General features: G+C 43.2%; 12 protein-coding genes. 5 read left to right on the forward strand and 7 right to left on the reverse strand.

Annotated elements, in window-relative coordinates; all coding sequences use genetic code 11:
* The first annotated feature begins 49 nt into the window (after nucleotides 1–49).
* Nucleotides 50–370 (forward strand): hypothetical protein, encoded by a 321-nt coding sequence (locus G460_RS0109180; protein WP_026955076.1) that lies wholly within the window; start codon nucleotides 50–52, stop codon nucleotides 368–370.
* A 48-nt stretch (nucleotides 371–418) separates the two neighbouring features.
* Here G460_RS0109180 and G460_RS0109185 read toward each other — a convergent pair whose 3' ends face one another.
* The 7 genes from G460_RS0109185 to hemW form a co-directional block, all read right to left on the reverse strand.
* Nucleotides 419–1,783, reverse strand: coding sequence for a peptidylprolyl isomerase (locus tag G460_RS0109185; RefSeq protein ID WP_026955077.1), 1,365 nt, complete (start codon nucleotides 1,781–1,783; stop codon nucleotides 419–421).
* Between the two features lie 33 nt (nucleotides 1,784–1,816).
* On the reverse strand, nucleotides 1,817–3,811 hold the full coding sequence (locus G460_RS0109190) for a peptidylprolyl isomerase (protein WP_026955078.1): 1,995 nt from the start codon (nucleotides 3,809–3,811) through the stop codon (nucleotides 1,817–1,819).
* A 90-nt stretch (nucleotides 3,812–3,901) separates the two neighbouring features.
* Nucleotides 3,902–4,315, reverse strand: coding sequence for an ATP-binding protein (locus G460_RS0109195; RefSeq protein ID WP_026955079.1), 414 nt, complete (start codon nucleotides 4,313–4,315; stop codon nucleotides 3,902–3,904).
* A 2-nt stretch (nucleotides 4,316–4,317) separates the two neighbouring features.
* On the reverse strand, nucleotides 4,318–4,653 hold the full coding sequence (locus G460_RS0109200) for an STAS domain-containing protein (RefSeq protein ID WP_026955080.1): 336 nt from the start codon (nucleotides 4,651–4,653) through the stop codon (nucleotides 4,318–4,320).
* Nucleotides 4,646–6,724, reverse strand: coding sequence for a GAF domain-containing SpoIIE family protein phosphatase (locus tag G460_RS0109205; protein ID WP_026955081.1), 2,079 nt, complete (start codon nucleotides 6,722–6,724; stop codon nucleotides 4,646–4,648). Before G460_RS0109205 ends, G460_RS0109200 begins: the two co-directional genes overlap by 8 nt.
* Nucleotides 6,725–6,830: 106 nt before the next feature.
* Nucleotides 6,831–7,142 (reverse strand): DciA family protein, encoded by a 312-nt coding sequence (locus G460_RS0109210; protein ID WP_026955082.1) that lies wholly within the window; start codon nucleotides 7,140–7,142, stop codon nucleotides 6,831–6,833.
* The gene (hemW, locus tag G460_RS0109215) at nucleotides 7,139–8,269 is read right to left on the reverse strand and encodes a radical SAM family heme chaperone HemW (protein ID WP_026955083.1); all 1,131 of its coding nucleotides are present in this window, start codon (nucleotides 8,267–8,269) and stop codon (nucleotides 7,139–7,141) included. The genes G460_RS0109210 and hemW overlap by 4 nt, the downstream gene beginning before the upstream one ends.
* Nucleotides 8,270–8,316: 47 nt before the next feature.
* Here hemW and G460_RS0109220 point away from each other — a divergent pair, with 47 nt between their 5' ends.
* The 4 genes from G460_RS0109220 (at nucleotide 8,317) to G460_RS0109235 (ending at nucleotide 12,980) form a co-directional block, all read left to right on the forward strand.
* The gene (locus tag G460_RS0109220) at nucleotides 8,317–10,002 is read left to right on the forward strand and encodes a BamA/TamA family outer membrane protein (RefSeq protein ID WP_026955084.1); all 1,686 of its coding nucleotides are present in this window, start codon (nucleotides 8,317–8,319) and stop codon (nucleotides 10,000–10,002) included.
* A 3-nt stretch (nucleotides 10,003–10,005) separates the two neighbouring features.
* Entirely contained in the window at nucleotides 10,006–11,118 is a 1,113-nt protein-coding gene (locus G460_RS0109225; RefSeq protein ID WP_084421237.1) for a DUF4271 domain-containing protein, read from the forward strand.
* Between the two features lie 31 nt (nucleotides 11,119–11,149).
* Nucleotides 11,150–11,923, forward strand: coding sequence for a uroporphyrinogen-III synthase (locus G460_RS0109230; RefSeq protein ID WP_026955086.1), 774 nt, complete (start codon nucleotides 11,150–11,152; stop codon nucleotides 11,921–11,923).
* A gap of 76 nt (nucleotides 11,924–11,999) precedes the next feature.
* Entirely contained in the window at nucleotides 12,000–12,980 is a 981-nt protein-coding gene (locus G460_RS0109235; RefSeq protein WP_026955087.1) for a PorP/SprF family type IX secretion system membrane protein, read from the forward strand.
* Nucleotides 12,981–13,065 lie beyond the last annotated feature (85 nt).

Consider the following 13,065-nt stretch of genomic DNA (forward strand, 5'->3'; position numbering starts at 1 on the left):
TTTGATATTTGATTAAATTGATAATTCAATCAAAATCAGTTTTTTAGACATGGAATCAAAGCAAAGAAAAGGAATCAGCGACATAGAGGCTACTCTGCAGGAAATAGGAGACAAAATCGAAGAGTTGGTCAAAAAGGGAGCCGAGGCAGGCTCCGAGATGAAAGAGGAAATCGAGCAGAAAATCGAAGATCTCAAAAGTAATAAAACCACACTCGAAGCCGAATTGAAGAAGGGGAAGGAGATGCTGGAGAAGGAATTTGAAGAGAAGAAAAAAGAGTACGAGCCCCAGTTCAAGGAATCCAAAGGGCTTTTTCTTGACGGGATCAAGCAGATAGGTCTAGCATTTAAAGCACTTTTTGGAAAGAAATAAACGCTGCTTGCTGGAAAACAAAAATGCCCGGAAGTCCGGGCATTTGAGTTATTTTTCACTCAGTGCATTGCAGCGATCGTAAGTGGGATCTATATCTATAAAGACATCTTCTTTGGCAGTAACAAACCATGTGCTGAGGATTTCATCTTCCTTCTTGCGAAGTGCCGCAGCCTTCATTTTTTCATAGTCATCATTGAGATTGGCTCGGTGAGCAGGATATTTTGCCTGATAAAATAAGATTCTCACTTTGGTCCCTTCTCTAGGGTCTTCAAATCTCATAGGCTTGGAGATAGTCCCTACTTCCATGCTGTCAAGTGTAAAATACAAGACAGGGTCTTCGAGAGTACGCAGAGTCAGACGATTGGAACTGGTACCTGGATCGGTAAAGAAGCCTCCATTATCCGAAGTGCTTCTATCATCAGAATGCTCTTTGGCAGCATTGGCAAACTCAATTTTACCTGCTTGAATTTCAGTTTTAATGCTGTCCAGATATCTCTCTGTTTTCAAAATATCCTCTTCATTTGCCTTTGGCACCATTAAAATATGGCGGGTGTTGAAGGTGTTGTTTTTGATTTCAAGCAATTGAATCATGTGGAATCCAAACTGTGTCTCCACAGGGTCAGATATTTCACCCTGACGAAGCGAAAGGGCCGTCGATTCATATTCAGGAGCTAGCTGACCTCTTCCAAAAAAGCCTAGATCGCCTCCTTGAGCTGCTGAACCAGGATCTTCCGAATACTCCTTGGCAAGAGTGGCAAAGTCGGCTGTACCGGCCAAAATGTCCTCTTTGAATTGCTTCAGCTGATTGTACATTTTTTGCTTTGTAGCTTCATTGACTTCCGGTTTCTTCACGATCTGACCTACGGTAACTTCCGCTGAGAAGAAAGGAAGGGAATCAGTTGGGATACTTTCAAAAAACTTTTTCACTTCTGCAGGAGAGACAGTAAGGCCTTCGGTGATTTTGCCTCTCATGCGCTGTACGACCATTTGCTCACGGATCATCTCTTCCATTTCCCCTTTCAATTGCTCGGCAGTTTTGCCATACATTTGAAGGACCATGTCTTCATTGCCTCCGAATTGCTGCAAAACCATGTTGAATCGATTTTCTGTCTCGAGCATCACTTCAGGTTCTGTCACGATGATGGAGTCGATTTCGGCTTTTGCCACCATCAGTTTATTGATCAGTAGGGATTCAAATACCTCACATCTGGTCGGTGCGGTCATCCCCTGTTGATTTTGAGCGATCGCCTCGATGTAGGCCTGTTGGATGTCAGACTCCAGCAAAATGTTATTGTCTACTTTTGCCACGATCTTGTCCAGGACTTGACCGGAAACTGGATTTTCCTGAGCAAAACTTTGGCTTGTCGCAATCAGACTGAGCACTGCGACTGTGAAAAGGCGTAATTTATTCATGAACTAATTTTCCGGTGGGTCCGGTTTTTATTTTCATTGATTTAGTGAGATAAAGGCTTCTTCCTTTACCTGATTATTGACTTTGACAGGGTATTTTTTCTTGAGCTCTTCGATCAGCTGGCTATCGAGATATTCTTGATAGTCTCGTATGACAGCTCCTCTCGTTTCGTCAAATTTCTTGGGGCCAGATGGGATTTTTTGTCCGATAACTAGCAGATAAGGGGTCTCCGCGACTGTGATCTCCTGAAATTCCAAAGTTGGATCTGCTTGACTCAACGCTTCATTTTCCTCGATTTCCATCAAGCCGGCTCTGAGTTGGTATGCCATCGGGTTGGTGTTGACCAGTTGATCCTCAAAGTCATCGACTAAGCTTTCGGAATAGCTTTTACCCTGAAGAAATGTTTTGGCAGCGTCCTTTTTGGAAGGGTCAAGTACTTTGACTACCAAGGCATGAGCTCTGTTTTTCCACTGATAGGATGCTTTATTTTGATCAAAATAATTGCGCTGACCTATTGAATCCAGCAAGCCTTTTTGCCAAACCTGATCATTCATCAAACTGAAGAGAAGAATGCCGTCACGGTATTCTTTCAAAAGCATGCTGTATTCCTTGTTGTTGGTTTCGAGGTCTTTTTCTTCCAGGTCCGAAAGAATGCTCCCACTGTATCGATCATACCATATGTCAAAAGTTCCTCCTCTTGTTTTGGGAGATACTTCGTCTTCAGTGAGGTATTTCACGAAGTCTTCAACCAGATACTGTTGACCTTTTGCAGTGAAAAGAAGGTCCTTCCCAAGTCCCAATGCCTGAATTTTTGCCGGGAAACTGGATTTGGGCTGGTTGTTGAGCTGTTGGCTGAGTTGATCTACAAGAGACTCATTTTCCTGAAAACCATATCGGGCTTTCTGAATAGCCAAGACTTGGGATTGGATCATGGTGGATCTGGAGTCGCGTAGAATTCGCGACCGGATCAGATCTTCCATCTCTTCGAATGAATCAATGGGTTTTTTCTCCTCCAATCTCAAAATATGATAGCCATAACGGGTTTTGACCGGAGGGGAAACTTCTCCGATCTCAGTCAGCGAGAAGGCTGCCATCTCAAACTCAGGGATCATATTTCCCACTGTAAACCAGGGTAGTATGCCTCCATTTTGACTGGTGGCAGGATCTTCAGAATAGTTTTTGACAATGTCTTCCCAGATAGTCGTGGGCTTTTGGATCTCTGCGTAGATGTCAGAGATTTTTCTTCTCGCCAAGTCATCAGACTTAGGATCGTTTTCGTCTACTCGTACAAGAATATGAGAAACCTGTACTTGGCCAGGATTGGGTAGTCTGTCCTGTACTTTGATAATATGGTAGCCAAAGCTGGTCAAAACAGGATCTGAAACCTGACCTGTCTGCAAAGTGTAAGCAGCATCTTCAAATGGCTGTACCATCTGCAGGGCAGTGAAATAGCCCAAATCTCCTTTATTGGATTTTGCAGAAGGATCTTCTGAGTATTCAATGGCCAAAGCATTGAGATCTCCTCCGTTTTGAATCTCCTGCTTGACTTTGAGAGCCATTTTGAGCACTATCAGACTGTCGTCGGCATTGGCATTGGGCGGAAATCGAAATAGGATATGACTCGCTCGAATCACTTCTTGCATGCGGGAATATGCTTTTCTCAACTCACCTTCTTCCAGGGAGTTTTTGATTAGAAAAGGTGCTTTGAGCGTCTCTTTGAACGATGCAAATTCTGATTTGAACTCGTCTGTCTCATCCAGGCCGAGAGCTTCTGCTTCCAGTACTTTGAGCTTGAAATTGATGAACATGTCGAGGTTTTCGTCAAATTCCTCCCGACTGAGTCCAGCGGCATTGGATTCGGTATTGTTGCCTTTGCCGAGCAGGTAGACGAATTCGTCAATAGAAATATCCTGACCTCCCAGGGTCATGAGAGGATTGTCCGGACTCTGTGCCTGGGCCATAGTGGGCGAGGCAAAAGAACCAAACAAAATCAAGGTAAATAGAAAGGCCGAAATAGATCGGTAAATCATGTATCTGACAGCTGAATTTTCGAGATGCAATGTTACAAAATTATCAGGATTTCAAGCGAAATGCCTATTGGATCAAGGTTTTAACAAGAATTAGGACCGAAATAATTTGATGAGACGGCAGGTATTCAACCCGCGGTCACTTTCAAATTCGATTTCGTCCATGATTTTCTTTACCAAAATGATGCCGAGGCCACCTTTTCGCTTTTCAGAAATGACCTTTTTCAAATCCGGTACTTCATAATCCAAGAGGTTGAAGGCCTTTCCTTTGTCGGTAATCTCAAAGGTGAGTTTGTCCCGATCTTGTCTCACCGCGAGCTTGATCTGATCACTTTCATTGCACTGGTGAGAGTGAATGATCAGGTTGGCGCACACTTCTTCCACAGCCAGAGTGACCTGGTTGAGTTCGCTTTCGGTGAGTTGGGTATCCGCAAGCGTGTGATTGAGGAATAGCCTCAATTCGGAAAGTGCCGTGGTTCGGCAAGCTATCTGGAGGTGATGTTCCATGTTTAGCTATCCTGCAGCGCTGCTTCTTTGGTGGGTAAAATACTGATCAATTGGTCTAGACCCAGGATCCTGAATACCTCAAATACTTTGGGTGTCAAACCATAAATTTTAAGCTGAATTTCTTTTTCCTGAAATTCCTCCAAATAGGACATAAATACGCCTAATCCTGCCGAAGAAATGTACTCCAGCTGTGCTCCGTCTACCAAGATGGATCGACTACCTTGCTCGGCTAGTTCGCGGATCTTCTCGTCCAATTGGACGGAGTTGCTGGCATCTATTTCTCCCTGTATCTTGATGATGTGATGCGGGTGTTCTTCTTGTATCGATATATCAAGCATAATTTTCATTGAATTTTACTACCACCAAAGAGTAATCGTCGTCGATCAATCCATCACCTCCTCCGACATAATCATGGAGGGAGTCGATGAGTTTGGTTTGGATTTCTCTGGGGTTGAGTTGCTGGTGGACTTCTACAAGTGATCGGATTCTTTCAAAGCCGAATTGTTGTGATTTTTGGTTTTTCGCCTCTACTATTCCATCTGTAAATAGCACCAGTATATCTCCGGGTTGGTAGTCAAATACCTTTTGTTCAACGTGTTTTTCATACTGCATGTTTCTTAAAATTCCCAATCCCAATCCATCTACGCCTAAGTAGTCAGCTTTCCCATTGCGATGGTCGAGCATCAGGGTAGGCACATGCCCTGCTCTGGCATGCTGGAAGGTCTTCTTAGCAGTATCGATTATAAATATAGAAGCGGTGATGAAGTGATTCCTTTCCAGACATTTTCCCAAAGCTGCATTTGCTCGAATCATAAACTGCTCAGCGTCTAGATTGAGCTGGATGAGACTTTGGAAAATGCCCTTCATCTGAGACATATGAAAGGCTGCAGAAGTTCCCTTGCCTGATACGTCTCCGATGATCACTACAAATCGGTCCGTATCTAGCTGGAAAGTATCGTAATAATCACCTCCTACTTCATCTGCGGCATTGGAATAGGCGCAGATCTCAAAGGCATCGTTATGATCCAACTTGACAGGAAGGAGAGATTTTTGTACTCTTTGAGCGATTTTGAGTTCTTCCTGATAGCGCTCGTTTTGGATGGCTTGATTGAGAAGACGATGGTTTTCTACAGCGATACTTGCCTGTCGGGCAAATGTGCTGATGATATTCACCATTTCTTTATTGAATCCATCGCGCACCTCCTTGCATAGAATCAACCGTCCAATGACTGACTTATTGATCACCAATGGAATCAGCATGACGGATTCATATTTCTCATGGAAGAGTCGCAAAGAGAGAGGGCTGAGATTCTCGGGTTTTTGATCGGTCGCCCAGTCAGTAGCAGATTTGCTCTGCTCTATCAGGTGGGAGAGTTCCTCCCGGGTCTCCGCATCGATCCATCGCTCTTGGACATATTCGTTGCCACTCTCGTTTTTGTTCATTTCCAGCCAGGCAGCATCTGCATAGGCCGCACTCATGCAAGAGTCGATCAGGATATCCAGTACTTGTTCTTCATTTTCGTCAGGCTGGATTGACTGACTTAGACGTTGAAAATTGATCGCCTCGGTGAGTTTCTGCTCAAACACAGATGAGGTGGGCAGATTGAAGAGGGTGACCAAAAAGCTAAACAGCGCATAGACAAATATGAAGACAAACAATGAGATCAGGAATAAATTGTCCAGCAGGTTGATCGGATAGATCTGCTGGGTATTGCTGAATACACTGTTTTGAAGAAATAAATAAGCCGTGCTGAGTATGATCAGAAACAGGAACAAAAGGGATTTCCATTTTTCCTTAAAAGTCAAATAGGGAATCCATTTTAGATTGCCGGCAAGCATTATTCCCAGCCCTCCCAAAATCACCAAACCAAATAGAAAGCTATAGTCTAAGGTGTTTTGGTTGAAAAAAATGAAAAACATTCCCAGCAATAGGGCGATTTCAAAGGTTTGCCATTGCTTGACGACGCGTTTTGTTTTCTGATACAGGATCAGGTTTTTCCAAAGGATAGCACTGGATATCAAGAATATCGTGACCAGCGCAAAGTGGACATGATAAAAGAAATTGAGCAGAAAAGGATCTTGGGCAAGCTTGCTCCCTTCGAGAACGTACTTGAACAGCTGAACCAATAAAAACAAAACAGATGCACTTATCCCGGTGGACGAGGCACGCCAGATGACATTGAGGAAGTCATTGCGGGTACTTTTATTGATCGAGTAATTATAAAATCCGTAGACTGTCAGGAAAAACAGGATTTCCAAAATCCATGTGAACTCTGGTACGATTCCCGAATTGAGATCGTTTATCAGACCGAATAAACGGACCATGTCTACAAAAAGCAGCGCAAGCCATACCAAAATGGCGAGTAAAAAGCTGAGCTTGCCGATATGTATACTGGGTAGTTTGATCATGAAATTACCCTCCAATATTAGTCAAAGGGATTCGAAAAATTATTCTGTCTCAGGATTAGGTAACTATCAGTTTGTTAAAAAATTGTAATTACCGCCGAGAATCCACTCAAAGGCATACGATCTCTTCGATCATTCCTTCGCCGTATCTGTTATCGATGAGCTGGAGGATTTTACTTTTGTTCATTTGCACTTCCCGCTTGATCGGTCCGGAGCTGAGCTTGACAAATAGTTTTTTGTCTCGGATATAAACCGACTCGGTCCGGGAGGCGATTGTTTTGCCGACCATTTCTCCCCAATCATGCACCAAGCTTTTCTCTTGAAATTTTCCTTCAAGGCGATAGGCTTTGAGCAGTTCTTTAAAGGCTTCTTCCAGCGGAGCGGCTTCTTTTTTACGATGATTGGGATGGTGGTGATTCATGGGCTTTCGTAGAAAAGGGTGGAAGCAATGCTGTCAGCGAGTAGCTTTCCACTTTTGCTCAAAGATAATGTATTCCCGGACCAAAGTAGCCATCCCGCTTCTTCCAATTGTTGAAGTCGGCTTGCTTTTTCTTGTTTCAGGTTTTTCCCAAAGCGTGTCTGGAGGTAATCCAAATCAAGTCCCCAAACTGTTCTTAGACTGGTCAGGATGTACTCGTTTAGGATGTCCTCTTGGGCCAGATCTTCTCTTTCAGACCGAAAAGTACCTGCTTGGACTTGTTTGATATACAGTGCATTGTTGCGAATATTGGCAGTCCGCATACTTCCATCGAAGGAATGCGCGCCCGGCCCCAACCCTAAATATGGAATCCCTCTCCAGTAATTGGTATTGTGCAGAGCTTCTTTGCCTTCCGGGGCAAAATTGGAAATCTCATATTGGCGATAGCCATGTTTTTCGGATTCTTCCTGCAAAATTTCAAACTGCTCAGCTACAAAATCTTCATCAGCCTGGATAAACTCACCTTTTTTCTCCCAAGCGCCTAGGGCTGTTCGTGGCTCGACAGTAAGCGCATAGCACGATAAGTGCCCTGGATTTTGCTCGAATGCCAGACTTAAATCTTTTTTCCAGATCGAATGATCCTTGGCAGGAAATCCATAGATCAAATCCATGCTGAATTTTGAAAAGCCTGCAGACCTGGCCTTTTTGATAGCATCTTTGGATTCTTGAGCAGTGTGGGCTCTATTATAATAGTTGAGCAATCGATTATCAAAACTCTGAATCCCCAGACTCAGCCGATCCACCCCCATCGATTTCCAGGATTGAAGCCTCTCGACTGTCAGATCGTCTGGATTGGCCTCAAGGGTGATTTCTTTGAGATTGGTTGGGAAAATAGAATCTAATTTTTGAAGCAAGTAATCAATCCATTTGGGTTCTAATAGTGAGGGTGTACCTCCTCCAAAATAGATGGTTTCTACAGTCTCATTGCCTAGAAAGTCTTTTCTGAGGTTTGCTTCCTTAGCCATCATCTGGATCATCTCTTCGATCCTGTCAGTATTGGTGCTGAAATGGAAGTCGCAATAATGACACGCTTGTTTGCAAAATGGAATATGAAGGTAGATGCCTGCCAAGTGATTTCTATTAATTTGCGAATATAATCATTCCCATTTCCTCCTTTATGAGGCAGTTTTATTTCCTTTTTTTATTTTTTGTCTGTTTTTCGGCGAGATCCCAAGGAAAATGGGTGGGGCATCAGTACGCTGGTCAAGAGAGGCAATGGATCTTTTTCGAGAACTCAGAGCAGCAAAGACTAAGCTTGGACTCCTTGCTGCAAAGCTATCGTGAGGAAGGCTATATCGGGGCCTATTGGCACTATGAGAAAGAAAAGCAAGACTCCGTCTGGCTCAGTCTAACGCCGGGGCCTCAGATTTCAGAAGTTTATTTGCGCAAAGGAAACTTACCTGAAAATGTAGTCAGGAATCTCAAACTAGGCGAATTGACTTTGAGCGAAAGCCAAGGTCTGCTCCATCAGATTTTGCGGGAATCAGAGAATTTGGGACATCCATTTGCGTCAGTTGGTCTGGATAGCCTTGACCGCAAAGGGTCTATTTTAAGTGCATCCATTAATTATGACGCAGGGCCGTTGATTCGCTGGGATAGCCTTTTGGTGGGAGGAAGCAGTAAGACAAACCCAAAGTACCTTCAGCGCTTGACGGGAATAGTGCCGGGCACCTTATTTTCTCAGCAAGAGCTCGAAGCAGCCAACCGCTCGCTGCAGAGAAGCCCCTATTTCAAAGTACTGCAGCCCGCCAGCTTGACTTTTCAAATTCAAAAGGCACAGCCTACATTCCATATTCAAGATCAAAATGCCAATGTTTTGGATGGGATTATCGGGTTTTTGCCCAATGAAAATGAACCTGGGAAACTCCTGATCACGGGCCAGTTAGATTTACAGTTGTACCATTTAGGAGGGAGGGGAAGAGATATCCTATTGAGTTGGCAGCGATTCAATGCACTGACCCAGAGTTTGGAGCTAGAAGCCAAGGAGTCCTATATATTTAATTCTGCGTTGGACTTGAAAGGGAATTTCAGTTTGCTGAAGCAGGACACTACTTTTATCAAGAGGAACTTGGGTCTCCAATTTGGCTATAGGTTTCATCCAGATTGGTACATTACTTTCTTGGGAAATAGAGTGGCGAGTGATTTGATTAGCAGCGTTGGCTATGAGACTATCACAGCGCTTCCTGAGGTGGCAGATTTTCGGTGGAGTGAGTATGGGATTTCTACGGAGTGGAATCGACTCGACGATGCTTTTGCTCCGAGGAGAGGTTTCAAGCTGGAGATGAGAATGTCAGCAGGTAAAAAGAGGATCTTGGAAAATACAGGGCTACCACCAGAAATTTACGAAGGGTTGACCTTGACCAGTACACAGTTTGCGGGAGATCTTCACTGGCAACAACACTTTTTTGTCCGTGCAAACTGGGGGATATATGTAGCAGGTGCTGCTGGTCTGATTGAAAATAAAAATCTCCTCATCAATGATCTGTACAGACTGGGGGGCTTGAAAAGCATCCGAGGATTCAATGAGAATTTTTTCTATGCGTCTTCCTTTGGATACCTGACTATGGAGCAGCGTTTGTTTTTTGGCCAAAACTCATTTCTCTTACTTTTTTTGGATGGGGGCTTGCTGGAAAACCCTTACCTTGCATCGTCAAAAGACCATGCGATTGCGACAGGTGCGGGCTTGAATTTTGAGACAGGTTCTGGGGTGTTTCGATTTATCTACGCAGTCGGAAAATCAAGTCAGCAGCCTTTTTCCTTTGCACAGTCCAAAATCCATTTCGGATATCTAGCTAGATTTTAAAAAATGACGAAGAGTATACTTTGCTCAATTTTACTTTTGTTTTTGTCCCAAATCGGGCTACATGCCCAAGTATTGGAGGATTATAGTCAAAACTGGGAAGTAGGAGAGCGGGAAAGCTGGTTTGGTAGCTCAGACAGAATCAGTCAAGAAGTGGATTTGGAAGCTTTTCCTTTGGCCTACTTTTATCTGGAAATACCCAGCGAAACCGTGGTTTTTGCAGATGAGAAATTGTGGTTTTATGTAGAAAATGACACTATTTGGACTCGGCAGATTCAAGATGTGGCTGCAGAACTGGGAAAAAAGAAAACTGTGCTGAGCCTCTATAGGGATGGGATCGGTGGCGAGTCTAGTCCTTTTAAGAAAATTCTCAATCCCAATCAGGTGCCTCAGGAGAGTCAAAGTGGCACGACTCAGCTCCGACTCAGAGAAGATAAAAGATCTGAGTTGAGGGATTTTTTCGGAGTGGCGGTTTTGTTGATTTTAAGTTTGGTGGCATTATATAAGCAGGCCTATCCTAATATTTTCAGAGGTCTTTTGAGTCCAAGAGGGCTTTTGAGCGACGATGATTTTTCGGAATTGGGCAGTTTGCAAAAGTTTTTTTCACTCGACATTCTATTCTTTGTTTTTCTGGTCAATCTGCTGACGGCTTTAGTCGGGACATTAGGTTTCGTCCTGGTGAGAGAAGACTTACTGACACGCTATTTGGAGGTTAGTCTGGGTAGTTTGTTAACTGTTTGGTTTGTAGGTGCCTTACTTCTGCTCTTGTTGACTATTCTCAAATTTATTGGAATCCGAATATTTGCATATCTGTTTGATCTGGGCAAGGTAGAGTTCCCGCATTTTTTCTATTTGCTAAGGTTGATCGTATGGGCCAGTCTGGTGGTGATGGTCGTTTGTTTCTTTTATTTGATGAATTCGTTTTTTGCAGTAGAAAATGTGCTTCAAGTAGCGCTACGAGGATTTTTCTGGATGTATTTGCTGGGGATAGCAGGATTGTTTCTGATTATGATGAATAAGCTATCCTTTAAGAAATATCATTTATTTACTTACCTTTGCATCGCAGAATTGGTGCCTTTTCTGATCTTTGCAAAATGGATCATGATTTTGGGTCAATAGAATTTAAATCTTAAAAAAGGAACATACGAGCATGAGTGCAGCTACCAAGGATCGGCTAAAGCCAGTTAAAAGTATTCTTGTATCACAACCTAAACCTAACGATGTAAATTCTCCTTATTTTCAGCTTGCTGAAAAGTATAATCTGAAGGTAGATTTCAGGCAATTTATCAAAGTAGAACCGGTGCCGCCGAAGGAGTTTAGAAAGCAGAAAATAGACATCCTGAAGCATACGGCTGTGATTTTTACCAGCAGAAATGCAATCGATCACTTTTTCAATATTTGTAAAGAGTTTAAAATCGAGATGCCGGCAGATATGAAATACTTCTGTATTTCTGACCAGACTGCCCATTATCTGCAAAAGTATATTGTGATCAGAAAGAGGAAATTGTTTGTCGGTCAGAAGACTGCGCAGGACCTTTTTGATTATTTCAAGAAACATAAAAACGAGAAATACCTATTCCCTTGTTCTGATATCAGAAAAAATGATATTCCGGACTTTTTGGAGAAAAACGGTATTGCTTACACTGAGGGGATCATCTATCACACTGTTGCTGCGGATCTATCTGATCTGGCTGATGTGAAATATGATATTCTGGCCTTCTTCAGTCCGTCTGGAATCAAGTCACTGAAGGTGAATTTTCCGGACTTTGAGCAGGGGGCTACCCGGATAGCTGCTTTTGGTCCGACCACAGCCAGTGCAGTAAGGGATCTAGACTTGATTTTGGATATTGAAGCTCCACTTCCCAATGCACCTAGTATGACAGGCGCGTTGGAGTTGTATATCAAAAAAGCCAATAATTTGTAATTCTTAGAATCAAAGTCTGTGGTTTTTCAGTTATAATGATTACAATAGTCCTTTCGTCTGACAAAACTACAAATTCATGATTCGAAGCGGTCGATGGAATTTCACTTTTACCCTAGCAGTGGTGCTTGGCCTTTGGATGCTATCTACCGCTGGATATGCCCAGCAGGACGCCCAATTTACCCAATACATGTACAATGGCATGTATTACAACCCTGCATTTGCAGGCAAAGAGGGGGGATTTAGATTTTCTGCTCTTCATAGGAGCCAGTGGGCAAATTATTCAACCTCATCAGGGGCTGGCGGAGCTCCTGTCACCCAGCTCTTGACCGCGCAGGGAAGATTGGAAGGAAAAAATATAGGCTACGGTCTGACAATTACCAATGATCAGATCGGGGCTACGGGTAACTTGGAAGTCAATCTTCAAGGAGCCTATCATAAGAAATTCAACCGTGCTACTTTAAGTGTAGGCGCTTACGTAGGGATGTTTTCCAGTTCGCTTGATTATGGGGAGCTGGTGGTAGTGAATCCGGAGCCTAATTTGCCTACTTCTGGAAAAGAAAACTCCATGAACCTTAATTTTGGGGCAGGGCTTCTTTTGGACCGGGGAGATTATTATGTAGGTTTGAGTTCCAGACATATCAATCAGCCTACATTTGATTTTGGAGAAGGAGGGGTAGAGAATCCATTGTTAAATCATTCTTACTTACTGCTTGGTTATAGATTTAGACCGATTGGTCAATTGAGAATCGAGCCAAGTTTTCTACTTAAATCTGTGTCTTTCAATAATTTTTCTTATGATGTCAGCGTTATTGCTACCCATCAGAATAAGATTAGTGGAGGGATAGCTTTTAGAGGCGAGGAGTCGGTTTCGTTGATTTTGGGTTATTCTCTCTTGAGAGATAATTCGCTTACTTTGGGATATGCATTTGATCTGGTGATCAGTGGTCTGGAAGCCAAGTCGCCAACTAGCCATGAGTTGATGCTGAGATATAAGCTCAGTACTGTGAGTAGAGAGGTACAGCGGGTGATCCAGCGGACCCCGAGGTTCAGATTTTGATCTGGAATAGGAATATGGGCGGAATATGCTGAAAACATAACAAAAAAATGACCTGAAATTTGGCAGGTTATTTGCATAACTGTTG

The organism is Algoriphagus vanfongensis DSM 17529 (assembly GCF_000429465.1).
In the GTDB taxonomy this organism is placed as follows: domain Bacteria; phylum Bacteroidota; class Bacteroidia; order Cytophagales; family Cyclobacteriaceae; genus Algoriphagus; species Algoriphagus vanfongensis.